Here is a 17759-nt window from a genome sequence, read left to right on the forward strand (position 1 = left end):
GATGCGGCGGGTTGTCACAATCAGAACACCTCTATAAAGAGAATTGAAACTGCGCGTCGCTTACCCCGATGGACCGAAACATGTCGGTCCTTACAATCACAACACCTCTATAAAAATAAGATTGAAACACCCACGACCCTTCCACATGTTCGATCCCCCCTGTTACAATCAAAACACCTCTATTAACACCCCATGCACCGCTTAAAATGAAAAGGCTGGGTTTTGTGCCCAGCCTTTTCATTGATTTAGGAAGTTTTTTCCTTTGTCCGTTTCGATGAAATCGTTAGAGGCACGCCTTCGAGGAAAGAGGCAGTTGATATTCCGCGCAGCAAAACCCTGCCGAAGCGGGTGCGGACCGGTCGGCCGGAGCACAACCACATCGCAAAGTTTCTTACTTTCCCTCTCTATGCGGCCTCCGCCCCACATCAATCAAGAAGTGGGTCGATGCGCCATTTCCAAGACGTCTGTAAAAGATCGATGGACAGGCAGTTCCTCCTTCTTCCCCATAAAGGGCACGCCATTTGACTGACGTCTGCGGTTCGGGTACCCTGACTGTGGGAAACACCTTAAAACCAACGGCCAAAGGGATGCCGCGCAAGAGCCGTCGGGCACAAGTCTTGCCGGGATGCTCCAGGCGCTCACACATCACCACTTATGAAAGCGATAACAAATTTCGTGCAAGGAGTGGAAAATGGATGAAACGCCTGCCTGAACCGTACAAGATCAAGATGGTGGAACCGCTCCGCATGATTTCAAGAGAAGAAAGAGAAAAAGCCCTGAAGGAAGCCGGTTACAACCTTTTTAACCTGAAATCGGAAGACGTCTACATCGACCTGTTGACGGACAGCGGAACCGGCGCGATGAGCGATTGGCAATGGGCGGGATTGATGCTCGGCGACGAATCCTATTCGGGCAGCCGGAACTATTTTCACCTGAGGGAAACGGTCGAAGACATCTTCGGTTATCCGTATGTCATTCCGACCCATCAAGGCCGGGGAGCCGAGCAGGTGCTGTTCCCCCTTCTCATCAAAAAGGGACAGTATGTGCTGAGCAACTGGCACTTTGACACCACCCGTGCCCACGTCGATTTGGCATGCGGCAAGCCGATCGATGTGGTGACCAAAGAGGCGCTGGATACGACGACCCCCTACGACTTCAAGGGCAACTTCGACCTGGAGAAGCTGGAAGCGACCATCCGGGAGAAGGGGCCGGAAAACATCGCGATGATCATCTGCACCGTCACGAACAACAGCGCGGGCGGACAGCCGGTGTCCATGGAAAACATCCGGGAAGCCTCGGAAATCGCCAAAAAGTACGGCATTCCCCTGATCATGGACGCCGCGCGCTATGCGGAAAACGCTTATTTCATCAAACAGCGCGAACCGGGATACGAAAACAAAAGCATCCGGGAAATCGTCCGGGAGATGTTTTCCTACGCCGACGCCTTTACCATGAGCGCCAAAAAGGACGGACTGGTCAACATCGGAGGGATTTTGGCCTTCAACAAGGACCAGAAGAAATTGTACGAACAGGCCCGTTCCATGGCGGTCCCCTACGAAGGCTTCCCCACCTACGGCGGTCTGGCCGGCCGGGATTTGGAGGCGCTGGCGCGCGGACTGAAGGAGGGAATCAACGAGGAATTTCTCAGATCCCGCATCCATCAGGTGGAGTATTTGGGACAGAGATTGCTGGATGGTGGAATCCCGATCCAGACGCCGCCCGGCGGGCACGCCGTGTTTGTCGACGCCGGAAAACTTCTCCCCCACATCCCGACGCACCAGTTTCCGGGACAGGTGCTGGCCAATGAACTTTACCTGGAATGCGGTGTGCGCAGTGTGGAAATCGGCTCGCTGATGTTGGGAAGGGATCCCGAGACGGGAGAACAGCTGAAAAGCCCGTTGGAACTGGTTCGCCTGGCCATTCCGCGCCGGGTCTACACCTACAACCACATGGATTTCGTCGCCGACGGCTTGATCGCCATCAAAGAGCGGGCCGACCAATTGGTCGGGCTGGAGTTCACCTATGAACCGAAAGTGTTGCGCCACTTTACGGCACGATTGAAACCGGCCCAATAAGCCACCGTGGTGAGGGAGGATGAAGGAATTTCCGCATGCAGCCCATCCCCATCGGACCGCGTTCCGTCCGGTCGCAACAAGATCCGTCCACCCCCACCATCCGCCGAACCGCAAACCGTACCGCCGCATCCCCTTCATCCTTCCCCTCCCGCGAAAAGGAAGGTGTCCGCTCACAGGATCGACTCGCCTGCGCATCGGTGTCAAAACGAGCCGCCGGCGGGAGCAATCGACGCGATGCCGACCGGGAAAAGGCCCTCCAAAAAAACAAACAACCGGGGAATGTTCCCCGGAAACGTTTATTTGAACTCGCTTTTTACCACGCCTTTGCCCTTGAAATAGTCTTCCGCCTGCCAGGTATATAAGTGTGTGCTCGAATGGACCCACCAGCGCTTGCCCTTCTCGTCATACCGAAGCGTCACCATTCTCGACACGATTTCCTCTTGCATTCTTTCATCAAAGTTGTCGTTGTGCCTATAATGATATTCCACAGGAATACTGAGGACATAGTGATCGTTTTCATAGGTGAATTTGATGTTGTCTAAATCGATTCTCGTTCCCAAGGATTCCTCCTTGTATCCCTGGCGAATCTCCTCGATCGCCTCGATCAGCTCCTTCTTCATCCCGTCATCCCCGACCGTATAGACAGAGGGGTCTCCCTTCGCCACCGCCTGTCCCCACTGCTTAAAATGGGCATTGATCGTGCTGATGATCTGCTCCTGACCCTTTTTATCGGCAAAGGGCTTGGGAGTGAGATCCACGCTGGCCGTATACTGTTCCACCTTCTTTTTATCGCTTCTGGACACTCCCCACGGAAATTTTCGCTCCCCCTGGAGGGTGACTGAACCGTCCTGGGATACCGGGCCAAACTTTTTGAGCTCTTTCACCGTCTTGTCTGTCGGTTTTCCGTTGACAATCACCCGGGTGTCCCCGAAGGCGGAATACAGCTCCACATGGGTCCCGGTCAGATCGACTTCCACTTCCACCTCCCCGTCCGTATCGTCAAAGAGAGCCACCTCCCGGGTATCCTTCACCAAGGCGTAGGGATATTTCTTGCTGCCTTCCACCTTGTAGCGCCCGGGCATCAACGGTCCCACCACCTTGATGTTCCCCTCTTCCGGTGTCAGGACCTCTTCTCCATCCACTTTCACCGTCCCGCCCTTTTCACTCGCTTTGATGCGCATATAATAGGGGCGCACGCCGATGGAATAGGAATCGAACAAAAAGCCATCCTCCCACTTCAGGTAATAATCCATCTGTTCAAGATTGTATTTATCCGGATAAGGCGCATAATTCCCCTCGAAGGATGCCAATTGGTACCGCAACAGGGACAAATACATTTCCATCGTCCGCTCGTTTTTCTGTATTCGCTCGAGGAAATCGGCAAGGTGTCTGCGGTCGATTTCCATCCGGTCGTCATCCGGCGACACGATCTCCTCCAGGGCATCCACGTCGTTGTTGTAAACCGCTTCTTCAAACTTCCGAACCACTTCTTCAGGATCATCGGTCGCAGCAAACGAAATGCCAACAAGCACGAAAACGGCAATCACAACCAACGCGACAATCCCCTTGCGCCTTAGGGCCCATCCCTTTGCCACCTGCAGGGATTCCGTCCATTGATCCTTATCGATTTGCGGATTCACGGACGATGTCGCCTCCTTTAAATGCAATATGCGATTGACATCTTCTTACATCCGGCCGCACTTCCCATGGATTTGTCGCTTCAAGACCGGGTCACAGGAAGTTTGCCCGCACCTCCTACGCAAAATTTGTCTGAAAAATAACTAACCATTCAGTATGTTTTTGACCATTATAATAAATGATCATCCAAAAAATTGCAATATCCTTCCTTTGAACAACACAAAAAAAAAGTCGGGGATTCCCCGATTCCTCACCGGAAAAAGGATTCCACCAGCTTCCGTTCTTCAAACAGATCCGCTTTCGGATCAACGATCAAACGGAGTTCGTATCCCTGAAACGCCGCAATCAACAGATTGCCTATGACCCGGGCCTCAATATCCGAACGGATTTGCCCCAGCTCCTGCCCCCGCCGGACTACGGTCGCCATAAACGATTCCCATTCCCGATACTGCTCTTGAAGCCACTCCCGGATGAACGGGTTTTTCCGACTCATTAAAAAAAATTGATAATAGGTGGCGGACCATACCGGATCCGAACCCGTGGAACCCTGATACACCATCTCCAGCAATTGAAGGAGAATCTCCCGGACGTCACAGGGCTCCTCCTTCAGCTTATTCAGCGTCTTTTCAGCAATTTCGTCGAATTTCCGGTCCAATTTCGTCCGCATCAATTCGTACAACAAGTCCTCTTTGCTCTGAAAATGGGAATAAAACGCCCCCTTCGTTTTTCCCACTTCGTTCATGATATCTTCAATCGACATGTCATCATATCCTTTATCCGCAATCAAGCGGAACGTGGCGTCAATAATCTGTTGCTTCGTCCATTCGCCGGATTTGTATTTCGTCATAGGCAATCTCCTCTCCTGCGAAGGATATCACTTCCCACTTGGATATTACCACAAAATTTTGCCCATTAAAAATCCGCCCGACCTTCCCGGACATCGCCCCTTGATAAATCCAACAAGGGGAAATTGCGCAGCTGCAAATCCAATAGAAAAATCAAAAGGCATTCAAACCGAGGAGCCGAACCGCTCGGCGAGCCGGATCATCCGCCTCGGGCTCCTTTCCTCCCATTTTCGTCGGAAAGCGGATAGAGCCGTTCCGCCTTCGGCTGAAAGGAGCCCGGTAAAGTGAAAAAGACGGGATGAAATGCCATCACCCCGTCAGCAATCCCGGAGAACGCAGGCAAAGGGCGGCCACCCCGTCTCTTCTGCCAATCGATAACCTCCCTTCGCGCCGCATCCATCCGGTCCAACGCAAAAACGCCGCGATTTCCTAAGTACATCCGGAGAAGCGTCCCCTCCGGCTTCCGCCTGCGCGAAACGCATTGAGACCTCCCGCGTGAAGTTCGCCTCCTCCCCGGACATTTCTCACGCCCCGATCCGCTGCTCCGCCTCCTCCTCTTCGATCAGTTTCCTCTCGTGCATCCGGAAGAAGGGATAATAGATCACAAAGGAGATGGCCACATTGACGACGACCAGCACCACCGCCCGCCAATCGCCCCCGGTGGCCAAATAAGCGCCGATGGGAGCGGGCAGTGTCCAGGGCGGCATGATGTAGGTGGGGGTGACCAGTCCGAGGACCGTGGCGAAATAGGACAGGGTGGACGTGACCAGGGGCGTGACCACGAAGGGAATGATCATGATCGGGTTCAGCATGATAGGCACGCCGAAGATGACGGGTTCATTGATGTTAAAGATGCTGGGGGCGAGGGCGGTTTTGCCCAGAGTTTTGGAATATTTCGTCCGCGCGAAAAAAAGCATGCAGATGACCAATCCGAAGGTGGCTCCGGATCCTCCGATCCAGACGAACCACTGGAAGAACGTTTCGGGGGCCGCGTGGGGAATCGCCTCGCCGGCGACGACGGCTTCGGCATTGTTGGCCAGAAACACTTCCCACAGGGGGCGGGCGATCGTGCCGACGATGGAATCCCCGTGGATGCCGAGGGACCAGAAAAAGGTGATCAAAAAGACGGGAACCAAAACACCCGGCAGACTGTCCCCCACCGTCACCAGCGGAGAGACCAGTTTGCCGATCACCCCGTGCAAATCGATCCGGAACACCACCGTGATCAGGGTCATGAGAAGGACGGTGATGGCGACGGGAATGAGGGCCTCAAAGGACCGGATCAGCGCGGGCGGAACCTGTTCCGGCATCTTGATCGTCCAGTTTTTCCTCTTGCAGAACCTGAGAATCTCGACGGCCACGATGGAAGTCAGGATGGCCACGAACAGGCCCCGTCCCCCCAGGTTGGTCATGGGCAACACTTCTCCGACCCCATCGATGGTCTGGGGGACGATGGTCAACAGAAACGCCGCGGCGGAAATCTGGGCGCCGGCCAGCGGATCGATCCGGTAGCTTTTGGCCAGATTGTATCCAATGCCGTACACAATGTAGAGGGACATGATGAACATGGTCAAACGGTACGGGATCAGGATCTCCCTCACATGCTCCTCCGCCCAGCGGGCGATGGCGGAGCCCTCGGGCACGGGCGGGAACGCGACAATCAGGAAGAAACTCCCGACGATAATGAAGGGCAGGGCGGAGATCACTCCGTTGCGGACCGCCTGCAAATGGCGCTGTTCAGCCAATTTCACGGCGGGTCCCGAAAAATAGCGATCCAGGAGTTGAACCGCTTTTTCCATACGCCGTCCTCCTTTTGGAAAGCTGATCCCTCAGCGGGCACGGGTCCGGCCCTTTTGGAAAAATTGCGGCAAATGTTCCCGGTGAGCTTCCAGCATTTCATCGAGGATTTGTTTGGCGATGGTATCCGAGGGAACCAGGGGATTGATCGTCATCGCCACCAGGGCCTTGTGATAATCTCCCGTCACCGCCGCCTCGGCCGCGACCCGCTCAAAGGATTTGATCTGCTGCACGAGCCCCCGCACCGCCACCGGCAGGTCCCCGACGGCGATCGGCTTCGGACCCTCTTTGGTGATCACGCAATTGACCTCCACGGCCGAATCGGGAGAAATGCCGGCGATCGCCCCGCAATTCCGTACATTGACCGTCTGAATGTCCCGCTTGTCGGTGTGAATGGAATGGATCAGGCTGCAGGCCGCATCGCTGTAATAGGCGCCTCCCCGCTTTTCCAATTGGGGCGGTTTGATGTCCAAGTCCGGATCCCGATACAGCTCGAACAACTCCTCCTCCAGCCGCTTCACCACCTCCGCGCGCGTCCCCTCTTTTTTCACCGCCTCCTTTTGCTCCTCCAGCATTTTTTTCGTCTGAAAATAGTATCTGTGGTAGGGACACGGCAAAAGCCCCAACCCCTTGATAAAATCGGGCTCCCAGCCGAGATCGACAATGTTTTTCATGGTGACGCCGGATCGTTCGCCGCTCGTGATGCGTTCCAGCACCTGCCCGGTGATCCTTTGACCGTCCAAGTAGACATCCAAACCGAACACCATGTGGTTCAAACCGGCAAAGTCGATGTGAAGGCGGTCCGCCTCCACTCCGAGCAAGCGGGCGACTCCCATCTTCATCCCGATGGGCACGTTGCACAGCCCGACGGTTTTCCGGATGTTGCCGTAGCGCAGCACCGCCTCCGTCACCATTCCGACGGGGTTGGAAAAGTTGATGAGCCAGGCCTCCGGGCACAACTCCTCCATTTCCCGGGCGATGTCGAGGATGACGGGAATCGTCCGGAGCCCCTTGAACAAACCACCCGGCCCGTTGGTCTCTTGGCCGATCACGCCGTATTTCAGGGGAATCTTTTCATCCTTGATGCGGGCCTCGATCCGGCCGACGCGAATCTGGGTGATCACAAAATCCGCATCGTTCAGGGCTTTCCTCCGGTCCAAGGTGCGATGGATGCGGATGGGCACACCGGCCTTCTTCACCATCCGCTCGGCCAAGGCGCCCACGATGTGCAGCTTTTCCTCCCCTTCCGGGATATCCACCAGCCACAGTTCACGCACCGGCAACTCCTCAAACCGCTTGATGAACCCCTCCACCAGCTCCGGCGTGTAGCTGGAACCGCCGCCGATCACCGCGATCTTCAAACCCGTCACTTCTTCGCACCTCCCGCAGGGGTCATCCGTTTGTACAAGTCGATCAATTCGACGGCAAGATCCTTGACTGTGATGGCATTCATCAGGTGGTCCTGCGCATGGACCAGAAGCAGGGTGACCTCTTTCCGCTCTCCGCCGGCCTCCCGCTGGATCCATTTGGTTTGAATCCGGTGGGCCTTGCGAATCTCGGCTTCCGCCTGTCGGATTTTCTGCCGCGCCGCCTGCCAATTCCCGCTTTTGGCGTCATGGACGGCCTCCATCGCCAAACTCCGGGCATTTCCTCCGTGCAGCAGGATGCGAAAGATGTTTTCCTCGGAAAACTCCAACGGTCTCTCTCCTTACTCTTTGCAAAATTCTTTTCATTTCAAGTCAGTTAACTCGATCATTCGGGGAAGTTTCAAAACCCCTTTACCTTTCCACGGCATTCAGGCAGCTCCTTTTGTTTTCCCTTCGCGGCCACTTTCCTGAAGCAGCTGGCGCTCATAAAGTTTGAAAAAGGGAAACCACAGCAGACCGGACAGACCGATCAGCAAGAAAACCAGCAGAGCTGCCCGAAAATCCATCGCCGCATAAAACGCGCCCAAAGGAGCCGGAGCGGTCCAAGGCGCCTCGGCGAAAGTGGCGCCGACCAATCCCCATTTTGTCGCATAATACGCTATCACCCCCAAGATGCCTTCAATGAAGACAAAAGGGAAAAACAGTGTGGGATTAAACACCACCGGTGTGCCAAAAATCACGGGTTCATTGATGTTAAAGATTGCCGGGACCAAGGCAACCCTCCCAACACTTCGAAGATGCGTACTCTTCGATCGCAAATACAGGAGCACAAGCGCAAGGTGGCGCCGGATCCACCAATCACCATGTAGAACGCCCAAAACATCTTTGTGAAGATATAAGGAGGTGCCTCTCCCTGAGCGACCGCAGCAGCATTGGCAGCAATATTGTGCTCAAAAAATGCGCCCAGAATGGCCGAACTCACGATTACCGCACCGTGGATGCCGGTAAACCAGAGAAGATTGGCAAACACCGCCGCAAAAAACACCGCGAAGGGAGAATCAACGGCCGCGATGGCCGGTGCAAGGATTTTCATGACCCACTCTGGAAGCAGATAACCGGTCAAACCCTGAAGAATTAGACTGAAGGTATAGAAAATAACGATGTTAATCAACAGAGGCGTCATGTTATCGAAAGCATTAGCTACCGCGGGAGGCACCCCCTCCGGCATGCGGATGGTCAATCTTCTCTTCCTGAGAAACCGCGTGATTTCCACGGTCAGAATGCCGACCAACAAGGCCGTGAACAAACCCTTGCCGCCGAGAAAATCCGTTTTCATCGCATTGAATTCCGCACTGTTAAGAACGAACGACTCAGCTGGGGAAGCAACCAATAAGAAGGTGACACCGGCAACCACAACAGCGGAAATTTCATTCATCTTGTAGGTTCGGGCAAGGCTGTATGCAATGGTCATTGAGGCGAAAAGTCCAATGAGACCGAAGGTCATTTCATAGGGGGTCAATATCATCTTCCGAACGGCCGGATTACTGACCCACTCATGCCAGTTCATCGCAAAAGCGGTGAAAAACCCCGTCACTTTATCGGGTTTGGGTACAAAAGATTGGCGATCAGCAGGGGCAACGACCCGATTATGGTTAAAGGCATAATGGCGATTAAACCGTCACGTATTGCGGTTAAATGAGTTTGACTCGCCAATCGGCCAAGAATCGGCAACAATCTCGATTCAAGAACCTGATAAAACCGACTCACCCCAAATCCCTCCTATCTTTGGCCGATGAGAGACAAAGCCGTATCCAGGATCTTGGCGCCGTTCACCATGCCGTAATCCCTGGGATCGATCACGGCGACCGGAACGCCGTAATCTTTCGCCTTTTTTTCGAATTCCGCCAGTCTGAAGCGAACCTGGGGCCCCACCAGGACAACGGAAGCATCCTGAATCTGCTCTTCAAACTCTTCCATCGGTATGGCGATCACTTCGACGTCCAGCTGCCGGTCGGCCGCCTCTTTTTTCATCCGCTGGACCACCAGGGACGTGGACATGCCTGCGGCACACACCAAAACGATTTTCACAAACATCCCCCCTGAAATGCGTTGCTGCCAATTACTTTAAGCAATTCCCATGCCAAGGGTTGGGCGGCCCGTTGAGCCTCCCTTTTTTCCCGTCTGTGTTTGTGTGTCAAAGTGTGTCACTGAGTGTGCGTGCGTTTTGCCCCGTCCAGGAAGCTGATCAAGTAACAGATCTCATCGTCAGAGAGCTTGATTCGGTATATCTCCTCCAAAGTCCTGAACACGTCGCGGACGGTCTGATAGACCGGGAAACGCTCCCGGATGTATTGCCGCTTGTTCTTGAACGACACGGAATCATCTCCGGAGACCAGGCGGTCCACCATGCAGCAGGCATGCAGGACAACGCCCACCAGATCCCCCGTGGGAATGGAGATCTTAAGACGCGCTTGGACGCGGTTCAAACACCGCCTCACATCCGAAACCACCTGCGCCGGAGCCACACGCCGCAGATGATTTCGAAGCGTTTCCGCCATCTTTAAATAGGTCTCCTCGGTGTCGATGAAGTATTGGATCTGGTCAATGGCCTTCAGATTGAGCACCTCGTCCACGCGAAATTGCGGGATTTCCCCTCCAAGGCAGCAGTCGCTCACAACGCAGAGCAGGTTCCTCTTCCGTTCGATCCTGGAGAGCCGGCGCATCAGATCGCGGGGGTCGGCCGCTTGAAGCGGAATGATATCCAGCCACCGCCGGTTGAAATGCAGGTATTTTTCAAGGACCTTTTGGATGGCAACGGCATTTCCCGCCACGCAGGCCGTCACGATGGCCCCCTTCACCGGGGGATCGTCCCTGGAAGCGACTGTCGCAAGCTCGGCGTCATAGGGCGTCAGCCGCTTCAAGTCGTCATAAATCTGTTCGAGGGGACAGCCCAACATCGCCATGCGGGTGGCTTCCAACACGTGGAGGGTGCTGACCATCGGAATCGTCTTCACCGGGATGTTCAGTTCATCCGCCAACTTTTCGTCAAACCGGACCAGGGAACCCATGTCGACGAGAAGCAGCACCCCCGACGCGGTTTGCCGAATCTGTTCCTTCACCCTTTCATAGGCCTCTTCCGGAGACATCGTGAGGGGAATATCGACGGCCGATGCATGGCGGGTGCCGAGCAGCCGATTGGCCACCCCGGCCATGGCCGACGCAATCCCGTCGCCATGGGCCAGCACCAGGATCTGCACCTGTTCCGCCTCTTTGCCCTCCGGCGGATCCAGCACAAAAAACAGGGCCAGAAATCCCGCTTCATCAATGGGAAGATCGATGTTCAACCGATCTTCGATTTTTTTGAGGCAATCGATGGCCGCAACAAACGCTGCCTTATATTTTCTTCTCACCTGGTTCAACCGGGGATGGACGATCTTTCCGCCCTTTTGGATGCGGTCGGCGGAGGTTTGGATGTGCAACGCGAGGCTTTGCAGCACTTCCTCGTCAAATTTCCGGCCAAGCTTCTCCCCCGCATATTTCAAAATTTCTCCCGCCAGCTGCAGGATTTCCGGCCGGACAATCCTTGCCGGACCGCCTTCCTTCACGCTCCGGCTCATCCGCTTCAAATAGTGGGTAAAATAGTTTTCGATATCGATCTCCATCAGCAAATCGAGCTCGTCGTCAGCCACCCCCCGCGCTTTCAACTCGCGGTACCGCTTCTCAATCTTTTCGTACACCGTCTGTTTCGGATCCGGCTGCGCAATTACAAAGGCCTCTTCCCTTCCACCGGGATGGAACACATACCATCCCTCGTGAAGGGAAACCTCTTCCCTCCGGGAAGTGCTCAAAATCAGCCCTTCCTTGACCCGGGGCGGAAGGTCCGGGAAATCGATCCGCACCCGCTCTTTCTTTGCGCTGACATGGTCGGCAAAGGCCTTGGCGCACAAAAGCTGAATGTCGACCTTCAGTTGCCCCACATTGTTCGGACAGGGGTAATGAAGAAGCGCCCGAATCACATCCGGCGACACACTGATTTCCCGGCCCAAACGGAGGGCCTCTTCCTTGAAAAAGCCCGTAATGAGCCGGTAACGCTCTTCCGCGCTCCTCTCCCTCAGGGGGGGAAGTTCGATCACCATGGGGATGCGCCGGGTGAAAGATTTCAACAGGCTGGAGCCGGGGCTTTCCGTCGTCGCGGCGATCAGGAGGACGCGGGCGGTTCGCTCCGCCTCCGTCTCCCCCAATCGCCGAAAACATCCCTTATCGATAAAGGTAAACAGCATTTCCTGGCCTTCCCCGGGAAGACGGTGAACCTCGTCCAAAAACAGAATCCCCCCGTTCGCAATCTCCAGCAGTCCCCGCTGTTCCCGGGCGCCGGTGAAGGCGCCCTTTTGAATTCCGAACAACTGGCCCAGCAACAGCTGGGGATTGTTTGCGTAATCGGCGCAATTGAAGGGTACGAAGGGCGCGTTTTCGGCCATCTTCCCCACTTCCACGGCATACCGGTGCAAACATTCGGCGAACATCGACTTGCCCACGCCCGTCTCGCCGAGGAGCAGCATGTGCATGCCTCCCGGATACAGGACGGCCGCCTTTCCCTGCTCACAGGCCGTCCTCAGGCTGTCGCAGGTCTCCGCCAACCGGTCCAGGATGGTGGAAGAAGCAAAAGCCCGACAGTCCGCCACGGGGGGCTCTGAGACGGAAAATCGGACCGGCCTTCCCGGTTGCTTCCGAACCTTTCCCTCCCTCCACAGGGCGTTGAGCTCCCTGCTGACATTCGCCCGGTTCAAACCCAGCCGCTTCGCCAATTCGCCGGCGCTGATCCCCTCGGTTCCCATGTCCATTTCCCTTAATTTTTCGAATATAAATTCCTTTCGTTTCATGATTTCACCCCTGCGCCCCCGCTTTTTCCCCGTTTCATTCCTTCCAACAATCCCTGCAGCTTCCCTCTCCATTCCCGAATTTTAAAGGAAAGCTGCTCGCCACATATATATTCCCCTCCGAACAGGGATAAAGCAGGCCGCGGAAGCGGAAGCGGGGTGGATGCCGGTTGCGGAAGCGGAGGACGGCGCAAAAGACAGACGGCGAATCACCCCGGATGTTCACAGGGGAGAATCCGCGAAGAAAACCTTTCTTCCTCCCGCTCCGGCGGTCTCAAGGCAAGGGCACCCTCAAGCGCCGGGCCTTCCGCCGCATGTCTCTTGATCGGGGTTTTCCCCCTTGACAAAAGCACGACACATTGCCGCCCCGTTCGTGCGACGCCGGCATACGGACACCGGCCATCAGCAATCCAAATGAAGAAAACCGGGGAAGTTTCCCCGGCAAGCTCACTTGAATTCGGTTTTGACCGTGTTTTTTCCCTGGAAATACTCCGATGTTCCGAACAGGATCTCCTCCGAGTGAACCAACCACCTTTTCCCGCCCTCATCATAACGGAGCACCAACCACTTCGCGTCGAACTCCTCTTCCATCCGCTCATGAATGTTGTCATTGTGTTTTGAATGCAACTCCACCGGGATTTGGACCACATAATGATCGTCCGTGTATTCAAACCGCAATTTGTCTAAGTCTATTCTCGTTCCCAGGACAACACCCCTGAACGGTTCTTTCCCCCAGGATGCCACCAAAGACTTTTTGGTCTCGATGTCCCTGACCAGCTCCCTTTTCAGATCGTGCCCCGCCACGGTCAGGAGGGAAGCGTCCTGCTTTTGCTTTGCCGTAAACCATTCCTTGAAAAAGGTGTTGACCGTCTTTACAATCCGGTCCTTGCCTTTTTTGTCCGCGTAGGGTTTGGGAGTGAGATCCACGGCCAACGTGTTCTCGGTCACTTTGATTTTGTCGCTTCTGGACGTGCCCCAGGGGAATGTCCCCTCTCCCTGAAGGGTGATCGACCCGTCCCGGGATACCGGCCCGAACTCGCTGACTTCCTCGACCCTTTTGTTGATCGGTTTTCCATTGACAATCACCCGGGTATCCTTGAAGCCGGACTGCAGCCGGATATACGTGCCGGTCAAATCCACCTGCACTTCCGCCTGCCCATCCTCGCGGGCGAACAGTTTTACCTTCTTGGCATCCCTCACCAACGCGTAGGAATATTTCTTCGTGCCTTCCACCTCGTATTCCCCGGGCATCAGTGGCCCCAGCATCTTGGCGTCTCCCTCTTCGGAAGTGAGAACCGTCTCTCCGTCCACTTTCACCGTCCCGCCCGGTTTATTTGTCTTGATGTGCAAAAAGTAGGGGCGGACGCCGATGGAATAGGAATCGAACAGGACCCCTTCCTCCCGCTTCAAGTAATAATCCACCCAGGCAAAGGCATCCGTGCCGTAAAAGTCATTTCCATCCGATTGATATAATGCCAGTTGGGAGTGCAGCAGGGACATGGTCGCCTCCCGGTAACCCTTGTCCCGATGCATAAGCTCAAGAAAATGGGCGAGGTATTTGCGATCGATTTCCATCCGTTCGTCATCCGGCGACACAATCTCCTCCAGGGCCTCCACATCGTTGTTATGTACCGCTTCCTTGAACTTCCTGACCACATCCTCAGGTCCATCGGCTGCGGCAAACGCAATGGATGTCCCGACAATCAGCAGAACCGCAATGACGGCCAGTACGGCAAACCCCTTGTGCTTTTTTGAATGCCCTTCTTCTTTTTTGACAATTTAAAATCATTCGTATTCACTCGCAATATTTCCTCCCTCAAGATCCAGGTCCATTGATAGAAAGTTTTTCCGACGATTTCACCTGCCGCTTCCGCGTTTTGTTCAAATCATCATGCTACTTCCTCTCGCTATTCCCAAGTAAAAAACATTCCGTCTGTCCGACCACTGCAACCCATTCCGGCCACATCCTGGCCCGTTTTCTCTCCACCAAAACGGGTCAAAATTGTTTATTCTCCTTCAAATAAAAAAAGTCTTCCCATTTCAGACCCCCTTGCAATCACAAGAATTGACCCCGGTAAGGGTTCGGAATAATAATAAGTGAATGTCGGACGGATTTCAACAAAAAATTTCGTAACACTAAAAATAAGTAATACCAATAATTCGATTCCCGAATCTAATCGCGAACAAAAAATCAAGCTACCGGGGGCTGTAGCGACTGGAACCCATATTGGGGCAGGCACCTGGCTTATGCCCGAGTCGGGGTTGGCCGCCGATGCCCTGGACCACCCGGGTCGCCACCTTTGCGCACCTTGGGTCGTTTCACGCGGTTGGTCCTTCGGCACCGAGCCAAGTCGTCTGCACCCAGATGCGAGACAAAACAAAGGGAAGGGCCGAAAAAGGAAAACATTCTGAGAAAAGGGCTGTTTGTCGTTTTTTGGGACGGTATTAATAAAAACCCAATAAAGTTTCTCCTTCATGATAATACTCCACCACGTACCTTTCCTTCGGGCAATAGATCCAGGTGTCGAAGTCCACGGATATGACATCCTCCACGACCTGGATGACGTTTTTTATGGAGGTTTGTATTACCGGCAACCTCGCGTTGAACCAGAATACATACACCGGCTCATTTACATTGACGTTATTTTTATATAACTCCTCCAATATGTCCTCATCCATCACAATCTCTTTCTTCCGCGATACCTGACTGAAATCCACTCTGCCAACAAACCGATCCAACGGAACGTTTTCTTTAAATTCCCTTTTTACTTCCCTTGATTCCTCCTCAGATAAAACCATTACCTCTCCTTCTCTCTTTAACGCCTCGATACATTCTTCAAAAAGAGTCATTGTCTATTTCTCCCTTCCAAAGCGGGCGCTTCATCTGAGATAATCCCCACCATCCGCCAAGATCAGGGATGCTGCGGCATCGGAGGGTGATTCGCCGGAAAAAACGGACTCTGCATTCTGGAACGGTTTGCCAGATGGTGTTTAAGGTAAGAAACCCATCCAGTCCACCTATCCATGTCAGTAACAGCAACATAACATAACAAGAGGGGTGACGTCAGCGTCACCCCTGACTGATTTAACCCCATGTTATATAAGGCGGATTCAATGTTTTTTATTAAGGTGTGCTTGACTTGGTGCTGATCAGCGAAGGGATTTTAGCCTTTCACCAGTTTCAATCCTCTTTACTGAGGTGTTCTTTTTGTGACGAACTGATGGACCCTCGTCCCGCCTTCCCAGAACCGTTTCAATCCTCTTTACTGAGGTGTTCTTTTTGTGACGGCGAAGCTCACCACGCCGTTGCGTGACGGCGACGAGGGTTTCAATCCTCTTTACTGAGGTGTTCTTTTTGTGACGAACTGATGGACCCTCGTCCCGCCTTCCCAGAACCGTTTCAATCCTCTTTACTGAGGTGTTCTTTTTGTGACGACGGAGTTATAGGTTCGGAGTTCCTTCATCAGCATCGTTTCAATCCTCTTTACTGAGGTGTTCTTTTTGTGACGAAGGGGGAACCTCGTGAGCAATCGCGTAAAAATGTTTCAATCCTCTTTACTGAGGTGTTCTTTTTGTGACTTTTATGTGGTATAATAAGATCGTGGAAGGAGGGGCGTTTCAATCCTCTTTACTGAGGTGTTCTTTTTGTGACACATATAAATGAAAGGGAATAAGGGTTTGACTAAAAGTTTCAATCCTCTTTACTGAGGTGTTCTTTTTGTGACAGCGGGCGCTAAATCCCTTGATATGCCTGGATCTGTTCGCCGTTTTGCGAACACCTTCTTCATTTAATCATTTTTTAGGTAATCCGACACCTGATTCAAAAATCGAAAAACGCTGATTTTCCTTATTTGATGCGGGTTTGCGCGTTTGCGAACAACCCCCGGGGTTGCGCCGAAGCTCCCGGTGTTCGCAAAATCATCTCCATTGACAGATGGATCAAATTACAATCCCTTTCAGAGAAACCCACAACCTAAAAAAGCGACGACAGGGGCACCTTTTACTATAATCCTTGACTACAATTTCGTCAATTAAAAATCATCTTTTCCCCCTTCACATCAATTATTCAGATCGATTGCCCCATTAGAAATCGACGACAGTTTGAGGGCATCCAACCCAAACAGCCATCCACCAGATAGTTGCCTAGGAAAACAATTGATCTTGCACTTTTGTTTCGTAAGGACTTCGATGTCTACTTTCCCAAAAAATTGCAAAGAAAAAAAGCTGACAAGAGGAAATGGAACGCACCTGTCGTATTGCTTAAACCGGCCACATCATTGAGTCCGAGGTGGGACAATATGGATCCGCTGATGCTTGCGGACCATCTGAAACGGTTGAACAGTGGTGAGAATAATGGTTGGTATACAACAGTCGTTCAGTCAATTGCGGATTTGACTGCGGAACAGGCCCTTTGGCGACCTTCTCCCGGTATTCCTTGCATATGGGAATTAGCAGCCCACATCCATTATTGGACGATGCGGATGACGGAAGTGTTTGAGGCGATCCGCCGGGGAGAGGAACCATCCAATCGGTCAGAAACGGACTGGCCGGTCCCGGACTCTCCGGATAACGCTTCCTGGTCTTCTCTTCAAACAGAACTCGCCCGGGCAATGGCAAAGTTGTCGGATGTGGTAAAAAGCCTCAGGCCTGAGCAGCTCCTGAGTCCGACCCAGGGAGCAAACAGCCCTTCCGTACTGTATGAAATTCATGGACTGCTCGCACACACCAGCTACCATACAGGCCAAATTCTTCTTCTTCGTCGTCTACAAGGAACATGGTCCCGATGAATGGTCAACCCACAGGAGCATCGGCTGGCCAAACGTTGGTCAGCCGATGTTGATCTTCCGGATCGGAGCCTCTCTCTGTCACTACCCCAAATCACGTATGCCTCGGATCATCCGACCTTCAACATCTCCTCCAATGGGAACTTTTGATCCATACCGCTCCCCATCCTCTCTCACTCAATTCTTTAACTCGAAAGCTCCGCCAACCTTAAAGTCTGAAATGTTATTCTCTTTGAACGGACTTTTTTAAAGGACAAAGCCTAATAAAAAACGGTTTTCATCCCCTCCACTTATGCCATGCATTTTTCACCCTTGCGTGCACTCCTATTTTAAAAAGCCGATTTTCCATTGTGCCGTGGAAAAAACGGCTGATCAT

The 17759-nt window shown here is 53.4% G+C and carries 12 protein-coding genes, 1 pseudogene and 1 CRISPR repeat array; of the genes and pseudogenes, 2 read left to right on the top strand and 11 right to left on the bottom strand.

Annotated features, from left to right (window positions below; translation table 11 throughout):
* The first annotated feature begins 695 nt into the window (after positions 1-695).
* Positions 696-2075 carry a tryptophanase gene (locus tag BM063_RS00255; RefSeq protein ID WP_092035323.1) on the top strand — a complete coding sequence of 460 codons (1380 nt, stop codon included), beginning with the start codon at positions 696-698 and terminating at the stop codon, positions 2073-2075.
* Positions 2076-2371: 296 nt separating this feature from the next.
* Here BM063_RS00255 and BM063_RS00260 read toward each other — a convergent pair whose 3' ends face one another.
* The 11 genes and pseudogenes from BM063_RS00260 to BM063_RS00310 all read right to left on the bottom strand — a co-directional run bounded on the left by BM063_RS00260 (position 2372) and on the right by BM063_RS00310 (position 15449).
* Entirely contained in the window at positions 2372-3715 is a 1344-nt protein-coding gene (locus BM063_RS00260; RefSeq protein WP_092035324.1) for a TcaA 3rd/4th domain-containing protein, read from the bottom strand.
* 248 nt (positions 3716-3963) lie between these two features.
* Positions 3964-4560: a TetR/AcrR family transcriptional regulator gene (locus BM063_RS00265; RefSeq protein WP_092035325.1), complete on the bottom strand. Its 597-nt coding sequence runs from the start codon at positions 4558-4560 to the stop codon at positions 3964-3966.
* Positions 4561-5082: 522 nt separating this feature from the next.
* Complete coding sequence (locus BM063_RS00275; RefSeq protein ID WP_092035327.1) at positions 5083-6357, bottom strand: PTS sugar transporter subunit IIC; 1275 nt, start codon at positions 6355-6357, stop codon at positions 5083-5085.
* A gap of 30 nt (positions 6358-6387) precedes the next feature.
* Entirely contained in the window at positions 6388-7725 is a 1338-nt protein-coding gene (locus tag BM063_RS00280) for a 6-phospho-beta-glucosidase (RefSeq protein ID WP_092035328.1), read from the bottom strand.
* The gene (locus BM063_RS00285; protein WP_092035329.1) at positions 7722-8051 is read right to left on the bottom strand and encodes a PTS lactose/cellobiose transporter subunit IIA; all 330 of its coding nucleotides are present in this window, start codon (positions 8049-8051) and stop codon (positions 7722-7724) included. The genes BM063_RS00280 and BM063_RS00285 overlap by 4 nt, the downstream gene beginning before the upstream one ends.
* A 99-nt stretch (positions 8052-8150) precedes the next feature.
* Positions 8151-9289 (bottom strand): annotated as a pseudogene (locus BM063_RS00290) (PTS sugar transporter subunit IIC).
* A 23-nt stretch (positions 9290-9312) separates the two neighbouring features.
* A complete protein-coding gene (locus BM063_RS17815) occupies positions 9313-9489 on the bottom strand; it encodes a hypothetical protein (protein ID WP_218154389.1) in 177 nt (58 codons plus the stop codon).
* A 12-nt stretch (positions 9490-9501) separates the two neighbouring features.
* Positions 9502-9810 carry a PTS sugar transporter subunit IIB gene (locus BM063_RS00295; protein ID WP_425439099.1) on the bottom strand — a complete coding sequence of 103 codons (309 nt, stop codon included), beginning with the start codon at positions 9808-9810 and terminating at the stop codon, positions 9502-9504.
* 116 nt (positions 9811-9926) lie between these two features.
* Positions 9927-12602, bottom strand: a complete 2676-nt coding sequence (locus BM063_RS00300; protein WP_092035331.1) for a sigma-54-dependent transcriptional regulator — start codon at positions 12600-12602, stop codon at positions 9927-9929.
* Between the two features lie 444 nt (positions 12603-13046).
* A complete protein-coding gene (locus tag BM063_RS00305) occupies positions 13047-14255 on the bottom strand; it encodes a TcaA 3rd/4th domain-containing protein (RefSeq protein WP_092035332.1) in 1209 nt (402 codons plus the stop codon).
* A 789-nt stretch (positions 14256-15044) separates the two neighbouring features.
* Positions 15045-15449, bottom strand: a complete 405-nt coding sequence (locus tag BM063_RS00310) for a CDI toxin immunity protein (RefSeq protein ID WP_092035333.1) — start codon at positions 15447-15449, stop codon at positions 15045-15047.
* A 328-nt stretch (positions 15450-15777) separates the two neighbouring features.
* Positions 15778-16324: direct repeats of the CRISPR family, unit length 37 nt; unit sequence GTTTCAATCCTCTTTACTGAGGTGTTCTTTTTGTGAC.
* A 573-nt stretch (positions 16325-16897) separates the two neighbouring features.
* Between BM063_RS00310 and BM063_RS00315 the strand changes: the two genes are divergently transcribed.
* A complete protein-coding gene (locus tag BM063_RS00315; RefSeq protein WP_092035334.1) occupies positions 16898-17386 on the top strand; it encodes a DinB family protein in 489 nt (162 codons plus the stop codon).
* The last annotated feature ends 373 nt before the right edge of the window (positions 17387-17759 follow it).

This window comes from Planifilum fulgidum (assembly GCF_900113175.1).
GTDB lineage: Bacteria > Bacillota > Bacilli > Thermoactinomycetales > DSM-44946 > Planifilum > Planifilum fulgidum.

What these genes read in the sequence shown, in the direction of transcription:
- BM063_RS00255 (WP_092035323.1), top strand. Translation starts at nt 696, where the DNA reads ATGAAACGCCTGCCTGAACCGTACAAGATCAAGATGGTGGAACCGCTC.
- BM063_RS00265 (WP_092035325.1), bottom strand. Translation starts at nt 4,560, where the DNA reads ATGACGAAATACAAATCCGGCGAATGGACGAAGCAACAGATTATTGAC.
- BM063_RS00275 (WP_092035327.1), bottom strand. Translation starts at nt 6,357, where the DNA reads ATGGAAAAAGCGGTTCAACTCCTGGATCGCTATTTTTCGGGACCCGCC.
- BM063_RS00300 (WP_092035331.1), bottom strand. Translation starts at nt 12,602, where the DNA reads ATGAAACGAAAGGAATTTATATTCGAAAAATTAAGGGAAATGGACATG.
- BM063_RS00310 (WP_092035333.1), bottom strand. Translation starts at nt 15,449, where the DNA reads ATGACTCTTTTTGAAGAATGTATCGAGGCGTTAAAGAGAGAAGGAGAG.
- BM063_RS00315 (WP_092035334.1), top strand. Translation starts at nt 16,898, where the DNA reads ATGGATCCGCTGATGCTTGCGGACCATCTGAAACGGTTGAACAGTGGT.